Annotated in this window: 23 protein-coding genes; 8 read left to right on the forward strand and 15 right to left on the reverse strand. The window is 45.1% G+C overall.

Features of this window, described 5'->3' with window-relative positions:
* Nucleotides 1-163: 163 nt before the first annotated feature.
* Complete coding sequence (gene mrcB / locus E5672_RS18505; protein ID WP_136783681.1) at nucleotides 164-2,515, reverse strand: penicillin-binding protein 1B; 2,352 nt, start codon at nucleotides 2,513-2,515, stop codon at nucleotides 164-166.
* Between the two features lie 268 nt (nucleotides 2,516-2,783).
* Between mrcB and E5672_RS18510 the strand changes: the two genes are divergently transcribed.
* A complete protein-coding gene (locus tag E5672_RS18510) occupies nucleotides 2,784-4,070 on the forward strand; it encodes a lytic murein transglycosylase (protein WP_136783682.1) in 1,287 nt (428 codons plus the stop codon).
* Nucleotides 4,071-4,158: 88 nt separating this feature from the next.
* Here the strand turns inward: E5672_RS18510 and E5672_RS18515 are convergent, their stop codons facing one another.
* Entirely contained in the window at nucleotides 4,159-4,971 is an 813-nt protein-coding gene (locus E5672_RS18515) for a DUF4198 domain-containing protein (protein WP_136783683.1), read from the reverse strand.
* A gap of 193 nt (nucleotides 4,972-5,164) precedes the next feature.
* Entirely contained in the window at nucleotides 5,165-7,816 is a 2,652-nt protein-coding gene (gene hrpB, locus E5672_RS18520; RefSeq protein ID WP_136783684.1) for an ATP-dependent helicase HrpB, read from the reverse strand.
* A gap of 231 nt (nucleotides 7,817-8,047) precedes the next feature.
* Between hrpB and thpR the strand changes: the two genes are divergently transcribed.
* Nucleotides 8,048-8,701 (forward strand): RNA 2',3'-cyclic phosphodiesterase, encoded by a 654-nt coding sequence (gene thpR / locus E5672_RS18525; RefSeq protein WP_136783685.1) that lies wholly within the window; start codon nucleotides 8,048-8,050, stop codon nucleotides 8,699-8,701.
* A 196-nt stretch (nucleotides 8,702-8,897) separates the two neighbouring features.
* Nucleotides 8,898-9,752, forward strand: coding sequence for a formyltetrahydrofolate deformylase (gene purU, locus E5672_RS18530; protein ID WP_039217723.1), 855 nt, complete (start codon nucleotides 8,898-8,900; stop codon nucleotides 9,750-9,752).
* 79 nt (nucleotides 9,753-9,831) lie between these two features.
* Here the strand turns inward: purU and E5672_RS18535 are convergent, their stop codons facing one another.
* Entirely contained in the window at nucleotides 9,832-10,272 is a 441-nt protein-coding gene (locus E5672_RS18535; RefSeq protein ID WP_136783686.1) for a hypothetical protein, read from the reverse strand.
* Between the two features lie 107 nt (nucleotides 10,273-10,379).
* Nucleotides 10,380-10,898, reverse strand: coding sequence for a YgjV family protein (locus tag E5672_RS18540; protein WP_136783687.1), 519 nt, complete (start codon nucleotides 10,896-10,898; stop codon nucleotides 10,380-10,382).
* Between the two features lie 255 nt (nucleotides 10,899-11,153).
* Between E5672_RS18540 and E5672_RS18550 the strand changes: the two genes are divergently transcribed.
* On the forward strand, nucleotides 11,154-13,343 hold the full coding sequence (locus tag E5672_RS18550) for a M3 family metallopeptidase (protein ID WP_136783688.1): 2,190 nt from the start codon (nucleotides 11,154-11,156) through the stop codon (nucleotides 13,341-13,343).
* Nucleotides 13,344-13,702: 359 nt separating this feature from the next.
* Nucleotides 13,703-15,613: a methyl-accepting chemotaxis protein gene (locus tag E5672_RS18555; RefSeq protein ID WP_136783689.1), complete on the forward strand. Its 1,911-nt coding sequence runs from the start codon at nucleotides 13,703-13,705 to the stop codon at nucleotides 15,611-15,613.
* Between the two features lie 60 nt (nucleotides 15,614-15,673).
* On the opposite strand, the gene E5672_RS18560 is transcribed toward E5672_RS18555, so the two are convergent.
* Together E5672_RS18560 and E5672_RS18565 are read right to left on the reverse strand one after the other, a co-directional pair.
* Nucleotides 15,674-16,261 carry a hypothetical protein gene (locus E5672_RS18560; RefSeq protein WP_136783690.1) on the reverse strand — a complete coding sequence of 196 codons (588 nt, stop codon included), beginning with the start codon at nucleotides 16,259-16,261 and terminating at the stop codon, nucleotides 15,674-15,676.
* Nucleotides 16,262-16,461: 200 nt separating this feature from the next.
* Complete coding sequence (locus E5672_RS18565) at nucleotides 16,462-17,316, reverse strand: hypothetical protein (protein ID WP_136783691.1); 855 nt, start codon at nucleotides 17,314-17,316, stop codon at nucleotides 16,462-16,464.
* A gap of 209 nt (nucleotides 17,317-17,525) precedes the next feature.
* Between E5672_RS18565 and E5672_RS18570 the strand changes: the two genes are divergently transcribed.
* Nucleotides 17,526-19,337, forward strand: coding sequence for a cation:proton antiporter (locus E5672_RS18570; protein WP_136783692.1), 1,812 nt, complete (start codon nucleotides 17,526-17,528; stop codon nucleotides 19,335-19,337).
* 276 nt (nucleotides 19,338-19,613) lie between these two features.
* Here the strand turns inward: E5672_RS18570 and E5672_RS18575 are convergent, their stop codons facing one another.
* Nucleotides 19,614-20,924: a 3-deoxy-D-manno-octulosonic acid transferase gene (locus tag E5672_RS18575; protein WP_136783693.1), complete on the reverse strand. Its 1,311-nt coding sequence runs from the start codon at nucleotides 20,922-20,924 to the stop codon at nucleotides 19,614-19,616.
* A gap of 127 nt (nucleotides 20,925-21,051) precedes the next feature.
* On the opposite strand from E5672_RS18575, the gene E5672_RS18580 reads away from it, so the two are divergent.
* Together E5672_RS18580 and E5672_RS18585 are read left to right on the forward strand one after the other, a co-directional pair.
* Nucleotides 21,052-22,122 carry a glycosyltransferase family 9 protein gene (locus E5672_RS18580; RefSeq protein ID WP_136783694.1) on the forward strand — a complete coding sequence of 357 codons (1,071 nt, stop codon included), beginning with the start codon at nucleotides 21,052-21,054 and terminating at the stop codon, nucleotides 22,120-22,122.
* A gap of 4 nt (nucleotides 22,123-22,126) precedes the next feature.
* Nucleotides 22,127-23,233, forward strand: coding sequence for a glycosyltransferase family 4 protein (locus E5672_RS18585; RefSeq protein WP_136783695.1), 1,107 nt, complete (start codon nucleotides 22,127-22,129; stop codon nucleotides 23,231-23,233).
* A gap of 144 nt (nucleotides 23,234-23,377) precedes the next feature.
* Here E5672_RS18585 and rpsQ read toward each other — a convergent pair whose 3' ends face one another.
* From rpsQ to rplB, 7 genes are read right to left on the reverse strand one after another with little or no spacing between them, the layout of a single operon-like run.
* Entirely contained in the window at nucleotides 23,378-23,635 is a 258-nt protein-coding gene (rpsQ, locus tag E5672_RS18590) for a 30S ribosomal protein S17 (RefSeq protein ID WP_014975444.1), read from the reverse strand.
* On the reverse strand, nucleotides 23,635-23,826 hold the full coding sequence (gene rpmC, locus E5672_RS18595) for a 50S ribosomal protein L29 (RefSeq protein WP_014947980.1): 192 nt from the start codon (nucleotides 23,824-23,826) through the stop codon (nucleotides 23,635-23,637). Before rpmC ends, rpsQ begins: the two co-directional genes overlap by 1 nt.
* Complete coding sequence (gene rplP, locus E5672_RS18600; protein ID WP_014997065.1) at nucleotides 23,826-24,236, reverse strand: 50S ribosomal protein L16; 411 nt, start codon at nucleotides 24,234-24,236, stop codon at nucleotides 23,826-23,828. The genes rpmC and rplP overlap by 1 nt, the downstream gene beginning before the upstream one ends.
* Nucleotides 24,237-24,238: 2 nt before the next feature.
* Nucleotides 24,239-24,943, reverse strand: coding sequence for a 30S ribosomal protein S3 (gene rpsC / locus E5672_RS18605; protein ID WP_014947978.1), 705 nt, complete (start codon nucleotides 24,941-24,943; stop codon nucleotides 24,239-24,241).
* A gap of 9 nt (nucleotides 24,944-24,952) precedes the next feature.
* The gene (gene rplV / locus E5672_RS18610) at nucleotides 24,953-25,285 is read right to left on the reverse strand and encodes a 50S ribosomal protein L22 (RefSeq protein ID WP_014947977.1); all 333 of its coding nucleotides are present in this window, start codon (nucleotides 25,283-25,285) and stop codon (nucleotides 24,953-24,955) included.
* An 11-nt stretch (nucleotides 25,286-25,296) separates the two neighbouring features.
* The gene (gene rpsS / locus E5672_RS18615) at nucleotides 25,297-25,572 is read right to left on the reverse strand and encodes a 30S ribosomal protein S19 (protein ID WP_012516961.1); all 276 of its coding nucleotides are present in this window, start codon (nucleotides 25,570-25,572) and stop codon (nucleotides 25,297-25,299) included.
* A 15-nt stretch (nucleotides 25,573-25,587) separates the two neighbouring features.
* Nucleotides 25,588-26,412, reverse strand: coding sequence for a 50S ribosomal protein L2 (rplB, locus tag E5672_RS18620; RefSeq protein WP_014947976.1), 825 nt, complete (start codon nucleotides 26,410-26,412; stop codon nucleotides 25,588-25,590).
* Nucleotides 26,413-26,417: the final 5 nt, after the last annotated feature.

Below are 26,417 nucleotides of genomic sequence, written 5' to 3' on the forward strand. Positions count from 1 at the left end.
CTTCAGAAAGGTCACTGAAAACGCAATAAAAACAAATAGGAACCTAACCGACTACCGCTAAAAAATTTGCCTTCCCTGGGCCTTTTACTCCAGAGGGAGATAGAAAGCACTGACAGTATCCCAGCCAAGTGATTGTGTTTTCTATCTTCTTCCTGGAGTTTTTTTATCCGAATATGCGTTCCCACCAGCTTTTTTCATCTTTATCGCTGTCTTTGTCTACAGGACGGCCTGAACAATCTTGTTGAGGTGGAGGAAGCACATCCAAAATAGCCGGTACGCTTAAACTTCCTGCACACCCTGCAACCACAACAGCGCCAGTCTTGGCGTCAAAGTGTGCAATGCCTAAGCCTTTGGGGAAACGTCTTGATAATGATTTAGGTGACTGAGATTTCATATAGTTTATAAAGACAGGCAAGGCACCACCTGCACCGGTTAAGTTAACCGGTTGGTTATCGTCATTGCCTACCCAAACCGTAACCACATTGTTTCTATCGAAACCACTAAACCAGCTATCGCGGTAATCGTCTGTGGTGCCCGTTTTGCCAGCCATATTCACATTGCCAAAATTCCAGCCAATGCGCTTCGCTGTGCCTTCTGTGGTTACCTTGTACAACGCATAGTTGAGTAGATAGGTCGCCGCCTCATCGGTGCGCTGTGCAAAAAACTCCGCCTTCTTCCAAAGCAGCGCATTATCTGCTGTTACTACAGAAGTCACCGTATGAAGAGGGATATAACGCCCATCATTTGATAGGGTCTGATACATTTGATTGGTACTAAATGGTGTCAATTCAAAAGCACCAAGGGTCAACGACGGTACTTTGTCGACCGGCGTGGTTACTCCTAATCGTTCTATCGTATCGGCTAACGCATCAAGCCCTATCTGCATGCCTAAATTAACGGTTGGTATATTTAAAGACTCGACAAGTCCTTGAAGTAACGGTACCTGCCCTCTGAACTCTTTATCGTAGTTTTGCGGGGACCAGGTTTTTCCATTTCGACTTTCAAGGGTAATGGGCTCGTCTTTAAGCGGCGTTGCCAAGTTAAACTGTGTTGGATCTTCTAATGCAGTTAAGTAAACCGCAGGTTTAATCAGCGAGCCAATTGGACGTTTTGCGTCTAGCGCTCGATTGAAGCCTTTAAACGCAAAGTTCTTTCCGCCTACAATAGCGCGTACTTCACCACTTGCGCTGTCAGTCACTACCATTGCGCCCTGTAAGGGTACCTGCCTGTCTTTTTGCAAGCCGTCTAATGTGCCTGACAATGCACTTTCAGCGCGGCGCTGAGCTACGATATCAAGTGTTGTAAACACTTTTACACCCGAGTCTCTTAAGCTTGGCTCTGCCAGAATTTCATTGAGTTCTCTACGCACCTGCTCCATAAACGCAGGGTGTTTACCGCTTGCTAAGCTCGCACCACTGGCAAGCCCTAGCGGCATATTCACAAAGCGTTCGTAGTCTTGACGACTAATTTCATTTTCATCAAACAGCATGCGCAGCACTAGATCACGACGCTCTTTCGTGCGCTCGGCATATTTGCGAGGATTGTAATAGGATGGCCCCTTGATTATAGCAACCAACGTGGCTATCTCTGGTGTACTTAACTCGTTAGCTGGTCGGTCAAAATAGAAGTAGCTGGCAAGGCCAAAACCATGTACGGCCATATCACCATTTTGCCCTAAGAACACTTCGTTTAAGTACGCTTCAATAATTTCTGATTTGCTATAACGGGCATCAATGATCACCGCCATAATGGCTTCTTTGGCCTTTCTCACAATAGAACGCTCACGGGTTAAAAACATGTTTTTAACCAGCTGCTGCGTTAGCGTGCTGCCACCTTGAACCGTTCTACCGGCTGCAATATTTGCCATTAGGGCTCTCAAAATTGAAAGCGGCGCAACGCCATGGTGATTATAAAAATTGCGGTCTTCCACCAGCGTTAGCGCTTTAGGCAACATTTCAGGAATAGTGTCTAACGTTACCAGCATGCGGTCTTCTTGCGAACCGCTTGTCATACGCGTTACTAACCAAGGTTCAAGCCTAACCGAGCCAAAGGGTCGACTCTGAGTCTTGTCGTAAATTTCACCAATGCGCGCTCCTTCCCACGTTATCACCAAGTGGCGCAACGGCTCTGCACCTTCAGGAAACTGAAACGCCCGGCGCTGAACTGTCAGCACTTTATTTTGATAGCTGTACTCACCGCTACTGTCAGCAAAAGTCACCTTTCGATAGCCCAGCAAATTAAGTTCATCAATGACTTCTTGGGGCGTTATCTCTTCACCCTTGCTGACTTCCAACGGACGAGCGAAGATCTGTGCAGGCACTTCCCATTTATTCCCAGAAAACGCATGTTTAATTTGGGCGTCAAGGTAGAAGGCATACGCCCCAAGCACAACCAAACCAATAAGCGCGACTCGCCAAAACAGTTTGAAAAACCACGAACGCTTGGCCGAGCTTTTACCATTGCTAGATGCTTTACTTTTTGAAGATGGATTGTCTTTTGTCTGTCTTTTTGCCACGTGAAAACGCCATGAAGATCATTGAGGATGACATCGCACATATTGCGATATGAATTTAACGAACGCCTGTTAAAACGTTAGTTTCAATACTGTTTACATTACCATTCAGGCAGCCTCTCAACAACTGTTTCCAAATATGCACACTTGGTGTTTCTTTAATGCTAAAACGTCGTATGTTGCTTATATGTTGAAGGACGAAAATGAATTTTACTCGCGTTTCACGGTCACAATGCGATAGCATGCTGGCAAGTAACACAGGAACCGTACTATGCGCTTAGCTTCATTTAAGTCTTCTTTTTTCTCAACTCGTTCGCCTAAAGGGGCTAAGTCTTACGCCTCATTTCTTCGACCGTCACTTCGCGCCTCTATTGCGCTGCTTCTAGCGGGTGCGACAATGAGTTCAGCGCTAGCCAATGAACAATTCGCTAGCTGCACCGCAGCACTTGCCGATAAAGCCAAGCAAGAAGGGGTTAGCCAGCAAACTATCGATAATGTATTTCCTCGCCTTGTCCACCAAGACCGTGTGATAGAGCTAGACCGAAGCCAACCTGAGTTTGTACAAACCTTTCCAGGGTACTTCAGCAAGCGCGTTACCGACTGGCGCACCGAAAAAGGCAAAGAGATGTATGCAAAGCACGACAAGCTTTTGCATAAGCTAAGCGAAAAATACGGCGTGCCTCCTCATTACCTGCTTGCTTTCTGGGGGCTAGAAACAAACTTTGGTTCTTATAAAGGCAAAATGCCGGTACTCGATTCGCTTGCCACTTTGGCTTGTGATAAACGAAGAAGTACCTACTTCACACAAGAGTTTCTTGTTGCTGTGAAGCTGATGGAACGAGAGAAGCTGCAAAAAGAGGACATGATTGGCTCGTGGGCCGGTGCAATGGGTCACACCCAATTTATGCCCTCGGCCTATACCCACTACGCTATTGATGGCGATGGCGATGGGCAAATCAACTTGTGGGCGAGTGAAGAAGATGCGTTATCTTCTGCGGCTAATTTCTTGGCTAGTCTAGGTTGGGAACGAGCTTTCCGCTGGGGTCGTGAAGTGCAATTGCCCGAAAACTTTGATTATCAAGAGTCAGGCTATAAAAATAGAAAATCCCTAAGCGAATGGAATGCCCAAGGCGTGAAAAAAGCTGACGGCTCTGAGTTGGGCGATGACGACACTACGGCCTACGTTATTGTGCCTGCAGGTCACAATGGCCCCGCCTTTATCGCCTACAAAAACTTCCGCGTTATTATGCGCTGGAACAACTCTGAATTTTATGCCATTGCCGTTGGTGTATTGGCCGACCGCATTGCTGGCGCGTCTGGTATTAAAGCCACCTTGCCCGACCTGCCTGCGTACAGTCGCAAAGATATTATTGCCCTTCAAAGCAAGCTGAATGATTTAGGCTTTGATGTGGGTAAGCCTGACGGCATTATTGGCCCAGCCACGCGAGAAGGCATTCGCAACTACCAAATTAGCAATAATATGATTGCAGATGGGTTTCCGGGTCTTGAGGTGATGGCTGCACTTAATATTGACCTGGCAAGCAAAGCTAACTCTTAATCTTGATTAAAACAGCGCCCTTTCAGGGGCGCATTAATCATTTGGTATTTTCAGTAATCGGTAAGGTAAAAACCGTTCAGCTTATTGGTTACTGAACATATTCAAACGTTAGGCTTGAAAAGTAGGTTTCGAAATCTGCTGCCGAACTATTTGTAAGTGGGACTCCCCAAACTGTATTCAGAATTACAGGTCCTTCGACGTCAAATTTAAATGTTGCCTTGCCCTCACTATCCGTTTTAACCGCTTGCTCTTTAGCACTGTGATCAACCAAGGAATACGCATCAATAAGCGCGTTACTCAAAGGCTTACCTTTAAATAATACCTGAACAGATAGCGTGTTTCCTGCAAGCTTGTAAGGATGTTCAAGGGGTACTATTTCCAATGTGTGGCCAATGGGTTTTAATGCGTTGTTCGTTACCGCGTCACCAACTTGCACAATGGTTTTCGCCTTTCTAGAGTACAGCTCTTTACCGGCGATATCGTTTTGTCCCCTCGCCTCGCGGTGCGCCAACACCTCAGTTAAGCCTTCTTCTTTTGCATACTGATTAAACTTCTTCGCTTTTAATGTGCTTGTGGCGTGATAGCTTTCAAACCCTATGACGTGAGTACCGGATGGGAGCTTGGTTGTTTTTGCCATTCCCGGCAGCATTGAGGTTTTAGGTATAACACTGGCAGCCATATCAGTCACACCGTCAAAAGAGTAGGTGCGTAACGCGACTATTCTATCCCATGCAAGGTTCCAATGAGACGTATCTTCCTTATGACCCACTTTAAACTGCAATGCCAGCGAACTCGGCTCTTTAGAGCGATAGGCTGTGGGTTCTAGCCAAAAATCATGAGCTTGTACGTTAATTGAAGTAACAAAAAAAAAAGCAGCAGTAGCAAAACAAGGTAGTTTCATTGCGTCGTTTAACCCGTAAATAAGAGTAAGATTACATACTCCAACTTAGCGCAAGTTTCCGCGTACGACCACTGTCGTAAAAAACATACATGTACGATACTGGCATATAAGAAAAAGGCGTATAAATACTACTCTTGTTTAAAACAAACAAAAATCACCTGAAAACGAGGGTTCGTATAGCCGTATCGGCGCGCTACATATGCTTTTTTGTTTTGCTGGTCGGCAATGCATTTGCTGGGTCATCTGGCCAAAAATGCTTTGGATAGCGCCCTTTCATTTCTTTTTGTATTTCCTTATAACTGCCTTGCCAAAATGCCGCTAAATCACTGGTGGTTTGTAATGGTCTTCCTGCTGGCGACAACAGTTCGCACACAACCGTAACTCGCCCACCCGCTACCGTTAATGGCGTGCTTTGAGAATACAATTCTGGCATTTTGACAGACAGCACCACATCCCCATTATCGCGGTAATCCAGGCTAGCCTCTCTGCCCGTTGGAATAGTCACGTGAGTTGGCAAGAGCGTGGCTAACGCATCTTGCTGAGGCCAAGACAAACCATTATTCAAGGCTGTTTTCCACGGTAACTGCTTGAGATTTTTTATGCTTTTACAGTTTTTTAAGACAGGCGCTAAACTGTCTTTGGCCTGGTGCACCAGGGCGCTTAATGACAACGGCCAGGGGTCGGGCTCATCGAAGGCTTTTTCTTGTGGTAAATTGAGCTTTCCCGCCATGGACACTCTTCGCCACCATTGCCAGTCTGCATCAGAAAGTGGCCAGCTTGCTAGAGAAAGCGCATCAAGGTATGTAAACCATGCATTGCATAACGCATCATCCCAGAATGCTTTTTCACGACTTTTTTCCTGCCCAGAAACCGGTGTGCTATTTAACGTTATGTCGTAAAAGCCCGTACTTACTCTGGCTTCCATTACCCCAGTATCGTTGTTGAAAATAACGCTGCGCTTTTCGCTGAATGCGTCTGGAAAGGCAAAGCGCAACCCGCGTTCATGTACAGGCTGTGCCAAACGTATTGCCACCGTGCTTTTTATCAGCTGCCCGTCAAGCACTGCCAGCCATGGCCCATCGCCATTTTCGCTTTCATCAAAAGCAGAGGAGCTTCCAGCAGAAGTGAGCTCTGCACCTTTGCCACTTGCCAGCTTATATTCGACTATGCTGGTCTTAGGCTTACCGTTTGTTGTATTCGAGTTCTCTGCCGATTTATCTGACGCACTGCGCCGATAGCCCACCTGCAAAGGAAATGCGATGGCGATACCAAGCCCAAGGGCTTGCTCATCTAGTTCGTTAATATCAAGCTTTAAGCGTTGTGCTTTTCCATCATTATCTTGCACGTAGCGCGCATAACGGGAAGCTTGCAGTGTAAGCTGACTGCGCGTATTACTATTGGCGTTTAGCAGCGCTTCCATTACATTTGTTGCGCCGCCCACACTGATATTACTTTCGCTAAGGGCCACAACAAAAGGTGCGGCGTAGCGAAGCGCATCGTTTTCAGATGGGCTAAGCCCCTCAATGCCTTGTTTAGCGGTCAACAATAAATGGGCTAAATGGGGCTGACAGGGTAACTGGGCCAGCATTCTTCCATAGGGAGTAATGCTGGATTGTGAGATAGCATTAACGCGCTGAAGTTTTTGCTGTGCAATCTGCTGCTGCGCCCGTGTGGGTTTAGTCAATAGTGCCAAGGTATCTGGGCTACTGCCCCAGGCTAAGGTATCAAGTAAGAAGCTACTTAAGTCTTCTTTTTCAATTTGTGCCGCATTGTGTTTGGCCAAACGTTCAAAGCTGCTTTTGCTACACAAACGATAGCAGGTTCCGGCCATGACCCGCCCCGCGCGTCCTGCTCTTTGAGTGGCAGATGCTTGCGAAATGCGCTGCTGGGTAAGCGCTGTAATGTCACTTGACGGATGATACTGTGCACTGTTTTCCCATAGGCTATCAATAACCACAGTTACGCCTTCAATGGTTAAACTTGTCTCTGCAATATTGGTAGATAATATGATTTTTCGCCTGCCTTGCGGGTCTGGCATAATAGCGGCTTGTTGGACTGATTTGCTCAGCGCCCCATAGAGCATGTGAACGGCCATGTCCGCACTCTCAGCTAACCCTTTTATTTCTCTGGCAACGGCATTAATGCTTCCTCGCCCAGGCAGGAAAACCAATATATCACCGTCGTGTTCGCCTACGGCCTGCTTTATGATATTGCAGGTTTTGGGTACTAACTCATGCGCCTGCACATCTTGAGTGTAGCGGATATCAACGGGAAACATGCGCCCTTCGGAATTCAAATTCACTACTGGCAGTACGCTAAACGCATTCAGCAACGTTTGAAGTGGCCCTACATCCAAGGTCGCCGACATGATAATTAAACGTAAGTCATCGCGAAGTCCAGACTGCACTTCAAGCGCTAGTGCCAAACCAAAGTCACTGTGAATGCTGCGTTCGTGAAATTCATCGAAGACAATAGCAGCTACCCCAGCAAGCTCAGGGTCTTGCTGAATCATGCGAGACAGCACCCCTTCGGTTATGATCTCAAGCCGAGTGGCAGACGATGTTTTCGACTCCCCCTTAATACGATAGCCAACCGTTTCGCCCACATTTTCATTTAACTGCCTGGCTAAGTAGTCAGCTAGGTTCCTCACCACCACGCGCCGTGGCTGCATAAGAAGTATTTTTCCCTGAAGCGATGATTGAAGCAGCGACAAAGGCAGCACAGTAGACTTTCCCGCGCCCGGCGGCGCCCCTATAATGGTGTTGTTAGCTGTAACCGCCTCGCGTAACGGTGTAACAAGTTCATAAGCAGGTAAATGAGAAAACGGCTGTAACATAAAGGGCATAAAGGTGTTATAAGTTGATGAGTATAGTGTACCTGATTTGCACGATGTACCCGAACATCACTGCTATTTTTTAAACTTGGTACAAGACATAACGCTTGCGCCTTGTTTGGAATTCGTAGGTAGCACTATGACAAGTTTAAGTCTTGATGAACGTGTGGCAACGCTTTTACCTTGCAGGTGACACGTTAACTTTATGTACAAACTAAAGGGCAAATTTGAAGGAGGAAAGCTATGCGAAGCTTTATTGGTTTAGACCTTAGCGCCACAGAAAAGCTTGCTCTAGACAGCTGGCGCCAACAGGCATTGCCTGAAGTCATGCCTCGCCAATGGGTGAAAAGCGAATCAACTCGAACCCGTAAGTTTGCCAATAAGCATAACGACCACATCAACAGTCAAGGGCCTGCACAACCTTATGCAGTGCCAGCGGCAAACTTCCACATTACGCTAAGCTTTTTAGGTGAAATAAATCATCGTCAGCACGAGGCACTTGTGTATGAACTCGACCAGCTCGTTAGCGAACCCTTTTCTTTAACGCTAAATACAACGGGGTTATGGAATGGCCCTAAAATACTTTTCGCTGCACCGACAGATACGCCAAAAGCACTCAACGAACTCGCCAAACTATCGCGAAAAGCGGCTCGTAGAGCGGCAATTGAGCTAGAAAACAGAGAGTATAAACCTCACGTAACCCTTGTTCGAAAGGCCACTTCGACCTTACCACTACCACTTTACAGCCCGAGCGTAGACGTCCACATTTCAGCATTTCATCTGTTTGAATCAGTTTCTACGCCGCAAGGAGTGACCTACCCTATTCGTCAGTCTTGGTCGTTAAAGCACAATATGTCAGTAAGAGAAAAGCTGCGGCGTGGAATAACTGACGAATAAAGATAAATCCAACACCGAGCGAGTCTTTCTCATTCCCATCGCTTTTATGAGCGCTCTTTTAAAGCCAGAAATTGCTAAAGACTCAGCATGATTATGAGTTATAGCAATTTAAGCTGGTTTTAAATGGCGCTTAGCCTTTACAACGCCTAGCGTCACGGGTAAAAAGATAGCCTGTTTTTTTAACCATTCTGCCCACATGCAACAAACATTTAGATTAGTTATAGATTGCCCTGATCAAATCGGGCTCGTTGCTAGCGTGTCGCAATTTTTAGCCGACCATAACGCAACCATCGTTGAAGCAAGTCACCATACCGATTTACAAACAGGCCGCTTTTTCATGCGCCATGAAATTAGTACCGACTCGCTAAAATTAGATCACCAGAGCTTTGTTAAAGAGTTCACCCCACTTGCTAACGAATATCAGATGAACTGGAAGCTGAGCGACTCTAGCAAAAAACAGCGCGTTGCGCTGTTAGCTAGCCTGGAGTCTCACTGTTTAGTTGACCTGCTTCACCGTTGGCACACAGGCGAACTACACTGTGATATTCCGGTGATTATTGGTAACCACCCGCAAATGAAACAATTTGCCGACTGGTACAAAGTCCCTTTCCATTGGGTAGACTTTAAAGCATTAGGAAAAGAAGCAGCATTTGCGCAAATCACGACCTTACTTCAAGAGTACAAGATTGATTTGACCGTGCTTGCTCGCTTTATGCAGATTTTACCTGATACCCTTTGCCAAGAATTAGAAGGCAAAGCTATTAACATTCACCACAGCTTCTTACCCAGTTTTGCAGGCGCTAAGCCATACCAGCAAGCCTATGATCGCGGCGTGAAATTAATTGGTGCAACCTGTCACTACGTTACTAAAGACTTAGATGAAGGCCCTATCATTGAGCAAAGCGTAAAACGCATTAGTCACAGCGATAGCGCGGCTGACATGGTGCGCAAAGGTAAAGATTGTGAAGTAACCGCACTGGCTCACGGTGTGCGCTACCATTTAGAAGACCGCGTGATTATTCACAGAAATAAGACCGTGGTGTTTGCGTAAGTTTTTACACTGATAAAATAAAAAAGCCCGCAAGTAAAAACTACTCACGGGCTTCCATTTAAAACTACCTTTGCTCTATCTATACATTCACTTTTATGTTGTTAAACCCATCATCACCAAGCACCTCTTGAAGTCTCGCTTTTATTGCGGCTTCCTTATGAGGATAGTGAAAGTCAAACCCTCTGCCGTTGCCCTTTTCCAAGATAACTCCAAGGTAATGGTGAGAAAAATTAAGCGCATAGATAGTATTCGCGTTTACCCTGAGGGGCTGGCGATCAAGTCCATGTAAAAATTGAAACACTACAACATCACCATCTTTTTCTATCAATTTTTCAATGGGATATCTATTACCGAAGCGCCTACTTCTTAAATAAGAGAAAAAGCCAACACATAACCCTACGCTACCGATAGTGGACGCGAGTTTTAATTCACCGTCTGCATTTATATTGAAAATAAAAAGAGCGAGTAGAAGAGCCGGAACACCGAATAGTAGTGCTTTATCGATGGGTTTGCGTTGCATTGTCTTCCCTGTGAGTTTGATTCCATTTTGACGATAAATAAATCACAAAGTGGCTATGTATTCAACGACTAAACTCTTTTCACAACTAAATTGGTTTAAACACAAAGCTAAACAGGGCTAGTGCGCATGGCACGTCTTAGCTTCATGTAATACCACAAGTTTGATACTGCAAACAGCGCTTCGGTAATGGCTAATCCCCAGGTTTGGGTAATCACACCGTATGCAGTGAAATTGATGGAGCCAATAATCATACACACGCGAAGGCCTGCTTCTTTACAATGTAGCTCACCAAAGCGATAAGCCATGAAAGTTAACGCAGGCATAGTCTCAATCAGTGAGGTTTTACCGGTTAAATGATTTACTGTTAGTACAATCACCATCATGGTTATTAAAGTTATATAGGTTGCAACAGGCGACAGTAGCTTATTCTTTATTAAGCGATAGCTGGTACTCATTCCTGCTACCGTAATAACCACAACTCCTCCCCATGCCTGCTCAAAAGCCAAAAGAGAGCTAATAGCAATACATAACCCTAAATTCAGCATCAGTAATTTGCGCTCAGTGTTCGACCAAAAAGAGGCTAAAGCGAATGCGACGGGAAACCCGTGAAGAAGTAATTCAAACATGGTGATCACAGTAAATAAGTCAGTGGTTTACAAGCTGTGAAATACAGCTAATTCAGAACGCGCGCAGTGTAATTTCCAACCAGCGCAAAGCCAATCAAAATTTGTGCAATTTCGACGAATTGCATACCAGTAAGATTTCCCCTTCAAACCGTTGTACTGCAAGGAATTACGTTAAAGAGCATTTAACTTATTATTACATTATCTTAAGATGGTTTTTGTCAAAAAACGTATAGATAAAAACAGACAGGAAAACTCATGGGTAAATTTAAAACATCACTTACCGCTATGGCGGTTGTGGTTGCACTTGGTGCATGTTCAGAACAAAAGGCACCAGAAACGTCTAGCTCAGATGTTCAAAATGCAGCAACATCTCAACAAGCACAGTTTGATAACGTGCTGCTTCAAGAGTTTAAAGGCCCGTACGGCGGTGTGCCTGCTTTCGATAAGATGAATCTAGAGGATTTAAAGCCTGCGCTAGAAAAAGCCATGGAGTTGAATCTTAAAGAAATTGAAGCCATCGCGAATAACGAAGCAGCGCCAACGTTTGAAAATGTTATTGTTGAAATGGAGCGTGCAGGTGCAGAGCTTGGTCGCGTATTCACCTATTACGGCATTTGGAGTTCGAACAAATCAAGCCCTGAATTCCGCGAAATTCAGGCCGAGATGTCACCAAAACTATCAGCTTTCTTCACGCAAATTACGCAAAATGAAAAACTCTTTGAAAGAGTTAAAACTGTGTACGAGTCTGATGAACTGAAATCGCTCACGCCAGAAGAACAGCGTATTACGTGGATGACTTACAACAGCTTCGCACGTAATGGCGCGACCTTAGATGGCGAAGCGAAGAAGCGCTACGCTGAAATTAACCAAGAGCTTGCTACGCTGCACACTAAGTTTTCTAACAACGTGCTAGCAGATGAAGAAAGCTATGTTACCTATATCACCGAAGACCAGCTTGACGGCCTACCCGCATCGTTTGTAAAAGCAGCTAAAGCGGCAGCCGAGTCTCGCGGTGAAGAAGGTAAATATGCAATTACCAATACGCGTTCGTCTATGGACCCGTTCTTGACCTACTCAACCAATCGTGAGCTTCGCGAAAAGGTATGGCGTACTTACTATAACCGCGGTGACAATGCCGACGAGTTTGATAACAATGACATTATCAAGCGTATCCTAACCCTTCGAGACGAGCGCGTTGAGCTGTTAGGTTACGAAAATTACGCTCAGTGGCGTTTAGAAGATCGTATGGCGAAGAACCCAGAAAACGCCATGGATCTGATGATGAAAGTATGGCCAGCCGCCATTGCTCGCGTTGAAGAAGAAGTGGCCGACATGCAGGCTATTGCCGATGAAGAGGGTGCAGACATCACTATTGCGCCATGGGACTATCGCTTCTATGCAGAAAAGGTGCGCCAGGCGAAATACGACCTAGATTCAAACGAAGTAAAGCAGTACTTACAGCTTGATAAGCTTCGCGAAGCAATGTTCTACGTTGCTGGTCGCTTGTTCAACTTCAATTTTACACCTGTTGAAGAAGGCAAAGTGCCGGTTTTCCATGAAGATGTAAAAGTATGGGAAGTAACAGATAAAGACAGCGGTGAACACATTGGCCTTTGGTACCTTGACCCATTCTCACGCCAAGGTAAACGCTCTGGTGCTTGGGCAACCACGTATCGCTCTTACACCACGTTCGATGGCAAGAAAACCGTATTATCTTCTAACAACTCAAACTTCGTGAAAGGCGCTGATGGCGAAGCCACACTTATTTCGTGGGACGATGCAGAGACCTACTTCCATGAATTTGGTCATGCACTTCACTTCTTAGCGTCAGACGTTAAATACCCATCTTCGCATTCTGGCGTGCGCGATTACACTGAGTTCCAGTCTCAGTTATTAGAGCGCTGGTTGACCACCGATGAGGTAATCAACAACTATCTGGTTCACCATGAAACAGGCGAGCCAATTCCAGCAGAATTAGTTGAGAAGATTAAGAAGGCCTCAACCTTCAATGAAGGCTTCAAAACCACTGAGTACATGGCTTCTGCCATTATGGACCTGAAGTATCACACTACCGATCCTAGCAAGATTGACCCTGATACTTTTGAGCGTGAAGAGCTTAAGAAGCTTGGTATGCCAGAAGAAATCGTTATGCGTCACCGTTCACCTCACTTCGGGCATGTGTTCTCGGGTGAAGGTTATGCAGCGGCCTATTACGGCTACATGTGGGCAGAGGTTCTTACTGCTGACGCAGCAGAAGCCTTTATGGAAGCACCGGGTGGTTTCTACGATAAAGAAGTAGGCGATCGCTTAGTTAAATATCTATTCGCTGTGCGCAATGCAATGGATCCGGCCGAAGCTTATCGCAAATTCCGTGGTCGTGATGCCAAGGTAGACGCATTGATGCGTGACCGTGGTTTCCCTATTCCTAAGGAAACTAAAGAGTAAGCGTTAGCTGATGCTCTAATAAGCATTGCTTTTACTAGCCCTTGGTTTAATGAGTAAACCAAGGGCTTTTTTGTTTATGTGTAATACCAGGCCGCATAGATAATTGCTAATGTTTCTATTGACCTGTTGGTCAATTATGCTTCACAATCGTTTTGACTTATTTATTGGCAAAAAGTATAAACTTTGCAAAGAATAGGTCGATAACTTCTCTGCGCTTTAAAAATAATAAAAGCATTAGCGTAAGAATCATAAAGTAGTACTGACCCGCCTAGGATTCAGTGCCAGACGTCGCTGTGCCTGCAATGTAACGTCAACTTTGATCAATTAATTTTCAGCATTAACTTACGTGGTCGAAAGTCATGACTTTCAGTATTAAACAAAAACTCATTATTTCTCTTATTGTAGCGGTACTGGCTGCTGCGATTCTTGTAGGTTCAATTAGCCAATGGATTGCCCGTGATCTCGTTAAAGAGAACATGGAAGAACTACAACTCCCTTCTTTACTGAAACAGGTTGGCAACCGCGTAGACAGAGAGGCAAGTGTGATGCTTACCGTAGCTCACGGCATTGCCTCTAATCCAGATATTCTAGCTTGGTCATCAGCAGGCGCCGATACCGCAGGTGAACGCCGCCTTCTTAGCTATTTAAACAACATTGTTGAGTTTAACGATTTAACCGTAGCCTCGTTTGTTGACAGAACCACTCACAAGTATTGGAACCAGGACGGTTTCTTACGGGTGTTAAAAAACGATGAATTTGATGGATGGTTTTTTGCGTACAAAAATAGTGGTGAGCCAATTTCACTAAGCCTATACAACGAACCGGGCCAAGGTTACCGCCTTTTCGCGAATTACCAGCAAGTGAGCGGCAAAGGTATGTCGGGTGTGGCAAAGTCGGTAGATGAGCTGCTCGATATTATTAACGCGGTGAAAATTGCGCAAACCGGTTTTGTTTTTCTTGTTGATGGCAACGGTACTATTATTGCCCACCCCAATACCGAACTATTAGGAAAAGCGAAATTAGCATCAATAAGCGACTCGAATACTGCAGGGCAATTACTTAACCGTCAGAGCTTTGCCATGTCCACCAGCGATTCAACAGGCGACACCCAACTGTTTGCCAGTACCTATGTGGAAAAAGCCGGTTGGTATGTGGTAGCGCAGGTTCCTGAACACGAGCTTTACGCATCGCTAGATGCCGGCAGTCGCCAAATAATTATTTGGGCTTTGGTAATCGCTGGCGCATTTGCGTTTATCGGCATTTGGCTTGCTGGTTCGCTTACCAAACCGCTTGAATCACTTGCCGATGTTTTCCAACAGCTCGGCAGAGGGCAAGGCGATTTACGTTCTCGAATTCCTATGCCAGAACAAAAAGAAATTGCCCGTTTAGTCGAAGGGTTCAATAACTTCATTGACCACCTTCACGGCACCATTTCTCAAGTGGCGAAAACAAGTCACGCTTTAAAAGCGTCTGCGCAAGACGTTGCAAAACAATCCCATCAAACAGAAAACTCTACCAAGAGCCAGCGAGATCAAACCTTACAGGCGGCGGCAGCGCTCACAGAGATGGGCAGCACGGTAAATGAAGTTGCCCAGTCTGCTACCCATGCGGCACAAAATGCTAACTTGGCAACCACAAACTCGGCTCATGGACGGGAAATTACACAACGCGCTGTACATGCGATAAACGGCCTTTCAGACCAAATTCAAGATGTGTCTCGAGTTATTCAGTCGCTTGACGAACACACTGCAGCGATTGGCGGTATTCTCGATACCATACGGGGTATTTCAGAACAAACTAACCTACTTGCACTCAATGCAGCTATTGAGGCTGCACGTGCTGGTGATCATGGCCGGGGCTTCTCTGTGGTTGCCGATGAAGTTCGCACTCTAGCGCAACGAGCCGCTCAAGCCACTGACGAAATACAGGTTAAAATTGACAAGTTCCAACAAGACTCAAAGTCTGCAGTTTCGCAAATGGAGTCAAGCCGCGCGCGCACAACTGATGTAGTAACCGCAACGAATGAAATCGATAAACTGCTTCAAGATATCGCGGAAGAAATTGCACACATTAACGATGTGAATACGCAAGTAGCGACGGCCACGGAAGAACAAGCTACGGTAGTTGAAGATATTAGTCGAAATATTAATGACATTAGTGCATCAAGCGAAGAAACCCTGAATGCAACGAAGATATTGGTTAACGTAAGTGACAAGCTTGACGAACTAGCGCAGGAACTTTCGTCTGAAGTGAGCAGATTTAAGCTTTAAATTTATTCATATTTCCTAAAAGAAAAAGCAGTAAGAAAGCTAAAATTGATACGCTATCATTTAAAACGTGATGGCGTATTCTACTTTTAATTGATTGTCGCGGCTTGAACGCCATGGCAACTGGAGTGATGCTCCTGCACTTTCCCACGACTCTCTGATAGCACCAACAGTTAGCAGATGCTTATCTTCATTGAACGGTACTTCAACGTAAAGCCCTGCTGAAGTACTGGTAGGCAGACGAATTGTATCGGCAACCGGAATACTCATTTCGTGGCGAGGCCGTACTTTGTGACTTAACCCCAAACGGTAATCACCTTTATCCCACCAGCTGACCACTTCAAATTCGTGGCTTTTTACACGCTGAGATAAAACTCCGTAGTCCAGTAGCCCCTTGTTGTAATGGACAATAGCTTCCACGTTAAGCATAGGTGCAATTTTTTGGGTGAAGGCTAACTGATACTGCTTTTGCTTACAGCCCTTGAATTTGATTTTGTTTTTAGTGAGGGTAAGGGAGAACGTATCGCCGCCGTCTGAATACTTGTTTAACCATTGCTGTGCCTTTTCAACAACAGAAGCGTTAGCCACACTTGCCATTAAAAAACATGGGCAAATGCACATTGCTAAAAAGGACTGGTTCAAACGTCTCATTTTCGCTGCCTCTTGAATTGTGGTTGGCTACAACTTGTTCGATCACAATTTCAGTATAGACAGTAATATGGGCTGTTGGGTATTAGCCATTTTACTAACATGGACTAAAAGATAACTATAAAAGAATAACGTTTAGTCCCACGAGCGACGGCTGCCCACCAACAAGCTACTTTTAACCTCGCAGCGCTGTCTAAAGGAGCTTACTTTGATACCACCTGTGCGCTAGATAAAGACGCATTGCGTCCTTCGGTTGCTTCTTCGCTAAACCAATAGGTGCCATTGGTATCCACGCAAACCCCTTCGACTTGCTTATATTCCTTTAACGGCCATATATTAAGAAGCTCGTACTCTTTAGATACTTGTGCGATAAACGTGGCAAAATTACCGAAAGGATCGGATTTGTAACCAGTAACAACAAACCTATCTTGATAGCGGTCAAAGTCTACGCCGGTCACCACACCAGGCAACCCTTCAATGGATGCAAAGGGATGGATAGTTTGCTCAGCTTCACCCTCATTCACCCTGTAAATGTGGGTAATACCTGTTCTCCAACTTTTCGAAAACAAGAGAAGATCATTACCGTGTTTTACCATCGCTTCTGAATCGAAATCATGAGCGTATGGAATATTGTCGGTAGCGTTGTTACCTGCATATTTCAATGTAAAGGTTGTAATGTCGTTGAAGTTAGTGCGATTCACTTTATGTACTTCAACTTTCTCTCTCTTACCTTTGTTGTTGCCAACATCTGCGATATAGAAAGATGTGTCATCAGCTGTTATGGCTTCCCAGTCTCTATTGGTAAGCGATAAGTGCGTTCGTTCGAGTATTTCACCTTGATAATTAATGCGATAAATTACGGGGTCATTTCCTGAATCATTGAGCGAATACAAGCTATCGACATCGCAAAATAAACCAGAGGTTTCTGACAGTTCTTCAGGCAATTTCACAAGACTGTTCACCGTCAATGAAGCAGTCGGAGTGGGATATTGAGCCGCGCATGCCGACACCAGAAAAAGCGCTAGTGGTAAAAACGCAAATTTAGAAAAACTGTTCAAAAAACTGCTCCGAAAAGAACGATAAGATTTAAATAATACCAAAGCTTTAAAATTCTCACATGTATTTTAGAGCGCCAAAGATGGTCTATTGGTCTAAACTTCATACCCAAGCGTATATCGCTTTACATTCTGTTTGGTCTAAAGTCTCTGTATGACAAACGCTTAGGCTGATATACGATGGAAAACTATCAACTCGTTAAGGATTCACTTTGTCAGACCCGCTTCTCTCGCTCGTTGCAGTAGGGCTATTGTCAATTACCTGCCAATACCTTGCTTATAAAGTCAGGTTGCCCGCTATTTTGCCGTTGTTGATTACTGGTATTGTGGTGGGCCCAGTATTTGGGGTACTTAATGCCGACGACTTATTTGGCGATTTACTGTTTCCTGTTGTTTCTCTCTCTGTTGCTATTATCCTGTTTGAAGGCTCACTAACCTTAAAATTTAGCGATATTGCGGGTCACGGCAATATGGTTAGGAATCTGTGCTCTATCGGCGTGGTGGTAACTTGGCTCGTAGCAGCAACAGCCGCTCACTATAGCTTAGACCTTACCTGGCAACTGTCTTTCCTTTTCGGCGCTATCGTTACCGTAACCGGTCCTACGGTCATCGTGCCCATGCTCAGAACCGTACGACCAAAAACGAATTTAGCGAATATTTTGCGCTGGGAAGGAATTGTAATAGACCCTATTGGCGCCTTGTTAGCGGTACTCGTGTTTGAATTTATCGTTGCGTCACAAGAAACCGCCATTACCCATACGCTAATAGCATTTGGTAAAACCATTGGAATAGGCTCTGTATTAGGGCTTGCTTCTGGCTATTTGCTTGGTCTATCTATACGCAAAGACTGGATACCGCACTATTTGCTTAACACCGCAGTGTTAACCGTTATTCTGGGTGTGTTTGCAGCATCTAACTATGTTGCGCACGAGTCTGGCCTTTTGGCCGTTACTATCTCTGGAATGGTATTAGCGAACATGAAAGACGTAGATGTAGAGGACATTCTTGAGTTTAAAGAAACCCTCAGTGTTTTGCTTATTTCCGGCTTATTTATTCTGCTTGCCACGCGATTGAACTTACAATCGGTAGTGGATGTAGGTTGGGGCTCCATTGTAGTGCTTGCCGCCATTATGTTTGTGGCTCGGCCTTTGTCCGTACTGGCGTCATCCGTTGGAACCGGACTAAAGATGAACGAGTTAGCTTTGCTGAGTTGGATTGCGCCTCGCGGAATTGTTGCAGCGGCGGTGTCTGCCCTTTTCTCGTTGAAACTTGAAGAAATTGGCTACGAAGGCGCGGGAATTATTGTTCCTATCGTCTTTATGGTGATTATTGCGACAGTTGTGGTGCAGAGCCTAACTTCACGAACCGTAGCGTCCTTACTAAAAGTGCGTGCCCCAGCGCCAACTGGCTACCTGATTTTTGGCGGCAGCAAATTCAACCGCGCCTTAGCGTGTGAAATGCTAAATCAAAAATTAGATGTGACTATTGCAGATACAAACTGGGATGCCATTCGAGAAGCACGCATGATGGATATTCCGGTATATTTTGGCAACCCGATGTCTGACCATGCAGCGCGCCACCTAGACCTGAATACATTTGGTACTGTGCTAATCATGTCGCCCTACAAACAGCTTAACCCACTGATTGCTTATCACTTTGAATATACAATGGGTAAAGACAAGGTATGGGCATTAACGAATAACGAGCAATCAACGCGACCTAGTCACCAAGTAAGCGAACAGTACGCTAAAAAGCTAACGCTGTTTGATGAGGGTGTTACCTATGGCTATTTAGCGTCTGCTATTGCTCGTGAATCTTCGGTTAAAACTACCCGTCTTTCTGAAGAATTCACCTTTGAGCAATATACTAAACAATATGGCGAGCGCGCTACACCACTTATTGCAATCAATGCAGAGGGTAAGAGCTATACCTTCATAAATGGCAATAGCATTCAACCCAAGGCGGGCTGGCGCGTGATCAGTTTAATAGAACCAGAGCGTGAACAAGAAAAAGTAGAAGTGTAGAAGTAAGAAAACCTCCTGCCCACCGGCAGGAGGTCTCTCCCTGGAGAACGCGTAACTCAGTGCCCTTTTTTAGAAAGGTGCGTAGTTATTTGGATTTTACTGTTATTACGCTGTCGCGCTTTATATAGCAAAGAGCAAACCAATTTTGCAATTTGCATACTTTACAATAACTTACTAAAAATAGACGTACTTTACTGTACAAGCACACTTAGAATGCACCCCATTATAGTGCGCTTCACGCACTGTTTAAGGGCCTATATTTTGCCCAAAATACAATTAGTTAACATACTTACGTATGCATTTAACTGTGGATTCAAGCGCACCGCTATTATCTTCAAGAACTTTACGACCGGCTTGGCCCGCTTTTTCTCGTTCACTGTCATTTTTAACCCATCTTTCGATAGCAGTCGACATTGCTTCTCCATCTTCAACTTTTATCAAGGCCCCGCACTCTTCTAGGTGACTGCAAATTACCGGATTATTATAAGTATGAGGGCCCATCATAATAGGTATTGAAAAACTCGCCGGTTCAAGAGCGTTGTGCCCACCTTTATCGGCTATTGAACCACCAACAAAGGCGAACGACGCCACAGCATACGCATCATTTAACTTTCCCATCTCATCGAGTAAAACCACATGAATACTTTCAGGCACACTCTGTACTTGTGAACTTCGTACAAATGGTAATGATTTGGCTTTGATGAGCTTAGCTACTGCCTCGAAACGTTCTGGGTGACGAGGAACAATAATGACTGTTAAAGAATGCTCTTTTTTCCACAAGGCTGTCGCAGCTTGCAGAACCGCTTCTTCTTCAAGTTCGTGGGTACTACCTGCTACAAGAATAGGATGATCCGTGTCACTTAAACCCAAAAAGGGCTGGTCTGGTGCTACTGCTGACGCAACCTGATCGAACTTAATGTTATTGGTCAGCGTTAACTTTTCTTCTGAAACGCCAAGCCACGCGTAATTTGCGAAGTCGCGCTCTCCTTGAGCACAAATGTGGTTAAGCTTACCAAGCATTGGATTGAACAATTTACCTATTTTTTTATAGCGTCTGGCAGACCTATCCGTCATTCGTGCGTTCACAACCATAACAGGAATATTTCGTTTCCAGCATGCATGGATAAGATTAGGCCATAGTTCTACTTCTGTTATAAGCACTGCTTTTGGCTGAATTCTTTTTAGCATGCCGGCCATAGCCATGTGTAAATCGTAGGGTAAATAGAAGTGATGCACTTGCTCACCAAAGATTGCCCGAACCCTTGCGGACCCTGTCGGAGTAGTTGTTGTAACCGTAATTTGGCAATCGGGCTCTTCTTGCATAATGCGCTTAATCAAGCACGACGCTGCAACCACCTCGCCAACAGATACACAGTGAAATAAATAACCGTTCTTTTTAGGCGCATGTGCTACGAACCCAAAGCGTTCGAACCTGCGTCGATTGTAGTCTTTATTTCTTGTACTTCCTCTTAGCATCAATTGTAAAAACGCGAAGGGAATAATAAAAACTAATATGAGTGAATACGCCCATCGGCATACATCTTCTAAAAGCGTGGGTTTGTAGCCGTTACGCTCGGCAGCAAACATAAATTGTCCTTAATGGTTAACATAGTCGCATTCATTGCCGTTAATGCAATGGCGTCATTAAAGTGTCGTCAAACTGTGGTGATATGGCTAGCTAGTTAGCTTCACGCAAATATGAAAGCCTATTCTAATGCCTCAAGACGTACAACAGATTCTTTTTATCAGGCTAAGCGCCATTGGCGATATTGTAATGGCTTCTGGCCTACCGTCTAGCATAAAGCAAAGTTATTCCCTTAACGGTAAATCCATTGAATTAACCTGGCTAGTAGAAGCCCCTTATGTTTCATTAGTTAGTAGTCAGCCCTATGTCGATAACGTTATTGCGTGGCCAAAAAACGAATGGCGTGCCCTGTTAAAGGCTAGAAAATACTGGGCGCTTTTTAGCGCTATAAAAGCGTTTAGAAAAACGCTCAAACAGAAAGAGTTCAAGGTTGCAATTGAGGCTCAGGGTCTTTTGAAAAGTGCCTTCTTCGCTTATATCAGTGGTGCCCCGCAACGAATAGGCTTTAAGAGTAAAGAAAATAGCGAGAGGTTATTAACTTTTGCCATCGATAAACCTACATCACCGCAAATTAGTAGTGAATATCGGCACCTGGCAGAAAAGCTTCACCTGTACTGCAACAACACAAATGTTGGTCTTCCAGAGTACAAAATGTGCATTAAACCAAGCGATAGTGTTATGCAGTCAGCGATATCGAAAATTGACCATTTCGGTCTGACTCAGCCGTTTATTGCTATTGCGCCTTTCACTACACGCCCTCAAAAACACTGGCCTTATGCGCACTGGCAACACTTTATTTGTATGGTACGCAACCACTGCACCCTTCCTATTGCTATTTTAGGAGGGCCAAACGATGCAGCAAACGCAGAGGCTTTAACCTTTGAATGCGATGATGTTATTTCTCTGTCAGGGAAAATAAGCTTAGAGGAATCTGTTTGCGTAGTGTCGCTATGTAAGGCATTTGTTGGCGTAGACACTGGTCTAACTCATCTCGCTACGAGCTATGAAAAACCAACTGTTTCCATTTTCGGCTCAACTAGACCGTATACCCAGACGGACAATATAAACACCCACGTGCTATTTGAAGATATGGTATGTGCGCCGTGTAAGCGCAGACCTTCATGTAATGGAAAGTTTGACTGTATGACCTTAGTTCATCCAGAGAAAGTCTTTGAGCAGTTAAAACCGTATATAAGTTAATAGTATGAGAAGTCAGCACTGTGCAAGTATAAAAGTTTTACATATTGAGCTGGGACGACACCTCTACGGTGGCGCTAAACAAGTTACGTATCTCATACAGGCACTGGACAAGGAAAGTAGGTTTGAACAGCATCTTCTTTGCGCTAAAGATAGCGAGATTAGCAAAATTCGCTTTGAACGATGCAGAATCCACCCTATTCGCTACAGTGGAGATACAGACCTGATGGGCGCAAAGCGATTGCTAGATGCCGTTAAGCGAATAGAGCCTGACTTAATTCATGTACATAGTCGTCGTGGAGCAGATATTTGGGGTGCTATTGCTTCTAAGTTAACTAAAACTCCCGCTGTATGTACACGCCGGGTAGATAACATTGAGCATCGGTTTGCTTCGTACAAATACCGTCATTTTGATGCAGTAATAAGTATTTCAGACGGCGTTCGAAAAGTAGTTTCACCGCATTGTAAAGGCGTGAAATACCAAGGTGTCATTCATTCTGCAGTCGCTCAAGAAGAATATACTCAGCAACCTAACCGGCTATGGTTAAAAGAGAAATTTAACGTTCCTCAAAATCACTTCGTTATTGCGAACTTTGCCCAATATATACCAAGAAAAGGGCAAGCAGATTTAATACACGCTATGCGCGATGTAGTGGCAAGGTTTGAAAATGTAACGTGCCTTTTGTTTGGTAAAGGCTCGCAAGAAGAAAACTATAAGGCGTTAATTGATAAGTACAATCTACATAAAAATGTAAAGCTTTGTGGGTTTACCAACGAAGTTGCTCACCTACTTCCAAATGTTGATGTTGTGGTACATCCCGCTTACGCAGAAGGTCTTGGCGTTATACTTCTTCAAGCTGGAGCCAGCCGACGAGCGGTTATATCTACGCCTGTGGGTGGCATACCAGAAATAATTAAGCACAACAAAACTGGTTTAATGATATCGCCCGGAGACATAAGCGGAATGACAGAGGCTATAACATTGCTGCTAAGTCACCCAGAAAAGGCAAAAGCGTTAGGTGAAACACTTCAACAGCGTATAAAAACACACTTCAGTATAGAGAAAATGGCAACCGAGTACGCTTTACTTTATGAACAAATTCTCAAGGGGTAAATAGAAAAGGCTGTTAAGTGTCGACCGATATCAACGCCGCCCTTCAATATTGAAAATACACTTCTCTTCTAATTCGAACGGATCAGCGAAAACAAAAAAGCCGCTCGAAAGCGGCTTTTTTAAGACTTTGAAAAAAGTTAGCGATTAAACGCCAGCTTTCTCAACAACGTCAACTAGCATCCAAGATTTGCTCTTAGATAGCGGGCGACATTCACGTACTGTTACTACGTCACCTTTATTGCATACGTTGTTTTCGTCGTGGGCGTGAAGCTTAGTAGAGCGCTTGATGAACTTCCCGTAGATAGGGTGCTTAACAAAACGTTCAACTACAACAGTGATAGATTTATCCATCTTGTTGCTAACCACACGACCTTGTACTGTACGAATTTTTTGCTCAGTCATTACGCATCAGCCTTTTGAGTCAGAATGGTTTTAACACGCGCGATGTTACGACGTACTTTTCTCAACTGATCAGTTTTTTCAAGCTGACCTGTTGTGTGCTGCATGCGTAGGTTGAACTGTTCGCGTAGCAGGTTAATCAACTCTGCGTTCAGCTCTTCTACGCTCTTTTCTTTCAGTTCAGTCGCTTTCATTACATCACCGTCCGAGTTACAAAGGTTGTTTTAAATGGCAGTTTAGCCGCTGCCAATTCAAACGCTTCGCGTGCTAGAGCTTCAGGAACACCTTCCATCTCATAAAGAACACGACCAGGCTGAATTTGGCATACCCAGTACTCAACGTTACCTTTACCTTTACCTTGACGCACTTCTAGAGGCTTCTCAGTAATTGGCTTGTCAGGGAAAACTCGAATCCAAATTTTACCTTGACGCTTAACGTGACGAGTCATAGCACGACGCGCTGCTTCGATTTGACGCGCAGTCATTCGACCACGGCCAACTGCTTTAAGGCCGTAAGTACCAAAGGCAACAGTATTACCCGCTGCTAAGCCGCGGTTGCGGCCTTTGTGCATCTTACGGAACTTCATGCGTTTTGGTTGTAACATGATTAGCCCTCTCGCTTAGCGTTGCGGCCTTTCTTCTTAGGTTGAGCAGCTGGTGCTTGCTCTTGAGTTGTAGGTAGACCACCTAGAACTTCACCTTTGAAGATCCATACTTTAACGCCGATGATACCGTAAGTAGTTGACGCTTCAGAGGTTGCGTAATCGATATCCGCACGGAAAGTGTGCAGAGGAACGCGACCTTCACGGTACCATTCAGAACGTGCAATCTCTGCACCGCCCAAACGGCCGCTAACTTCAACTTTGATACCTTTCGCGCCTAGACGCATTGCGTTTTGTACTGCGCGCTTCATAGCACGACGGAACATAACACGACGCTCTAGCTGGCTAGAGATGCTGTCAGCTACTAGCTGGCCATCTAGCTCTGGCTTACGTACTTCAGCGATGTTGATCTGAGCTGGCACGCCGGCTAGCTTAGATACATAGTTACGCAACTTCTCTACGTCTTCACCTTTCTTACCGATTACAACGCCCGGACGAGCAGTGTGAATAGTCACACGGATGCTCTTAGCAGGACGCTCGATCACGATCTTAGAAAGTGAAGCGTTCTTTAGTTGCTTAGTCAGATACTGACGTACCTGATGATCGTTATACAGGTTGTCTGCATAGTCTGCAGTATTAGCGTACCAGGTAGAAGTCCATGGTTTGCTGATACCCAGGCGTATACCTGTAGGATGTACCTTCTGTCCCATTATCTACTCCTAGTTATCCGCTACAACCACAGTGATGTGACTGCTGCGCTTGAAGATACGATCAGCACGGCCTTTAGCACGTGGCTTGATACGTTTCATAGTTGGACCTTCGTCAACGAAAACTTTAGACACGCGTAATTCGTCGATGTCTGCGCCTTCGTTGTGCTCTGCGTTAGCAATCGCAGATTCCAATACTTTCTTTACTAGCGCTGCGCTTTTCTTCGGGCTGTACGCAAGAAGCTCTAGAGCTTTCTCAACGTGCATTCCGCGAATTTGATCCGCAACCAAGCGTGCCTTTTGAGCCGACGTGCGGGCAAAACGGTGTTTAGCTAATGCTTCCATCTTCCTACCCCTTAACGTTTAGCTTTCTTATCCGCGACATGGCCGCGGTAAGTACGCGTTGGCGCAAATTCGCCCAACTTGTGGCCGACCATTTCGTCACTAATAATGACAGGTACATGTTGGCGACCGTTATGGACCGCAATGGTCAACCCAATCATATCTGGGATGATCATAGAACGACGAGACCAAGTTTTGATTGGTTTACGTTCGTTCTTTTCCACTGCAGCCTCTACCTTCTTCAGCAAGTGAAGGTCAATAAAAGGACCTTTCTTGAGAGAACGTGGCATGGTGAATCCTCGCTATTACTTGTTTCGACGACGTACGATAAGCTTATCAGTACGCTTGTTGCTTCGGGTTTTCTTACCTTTGGTAGGAACACCCCAAGGAGTTACTGGGTGACGACCGCCTGATGTACGACCTTCACCACCACCGTGTGGGTGATCAACCGGGTTCATGGCAACACCACGAACGGTAGGACGAACACCACGCCAGCGTGTAGCACCAGCTTTACCTAGTGAACGAAGCATGTGCTCTGCATTGCCAACTTCACCGATAGTGGCGCGGCAATCAGATAGAACTTTACGCATTTCGCCAGAGCGTAGACGTAAGGTAACGTAGTTTCCGTCACGTGCTAGGATCTGAGCATAAGCACCAGCAGAACGTGCGATTTGTGCACCTTTGCCAGGCTTCATTTCAATTGCGTGTACAACAGTACCTACAGGGATGTTACGCATAGGTAGAGTGTTACCAGACTTGATCGGAGCGTCCGAACCAGACTGGATTGCATCACCTGCTTGCATACCCTTAGGAGCCAGAATGTAACGACGTTCACCGTCTGCGTACAATACTAGTGCAATGTTTGCAGAACGGTTTGGATCGTATTCTAAACGCTCAACTTTAGCTGGAATGCCGTCTTTGTTGCGTTTAAAGTCGATTACACGGTAGTGTTGCTTATGACCACCACCAATGTGACGAGTGGTAATACGACCATTGTTGTTACGACCGCCAGATTTGCTGTTCTTTTCAAGCAAAGGTGCGTACGGTGCACCTTTGTGCAGGTCAGGATTTACGACCTGAACAACGTGACGACGACCGGCAGAAGTTGGCTTAGCTTTCAATAATGGCATTTCTA

This window comes from Alteromonas portus (assembly GCF_005117025.1).
Classification (GTDB): domain Bacteria; phylum Pseudomonadota; class Gammaproteobacteria; order Enterobacterales; family Alteromonadaceae; genus Alteromonas; species Alteromonas portus.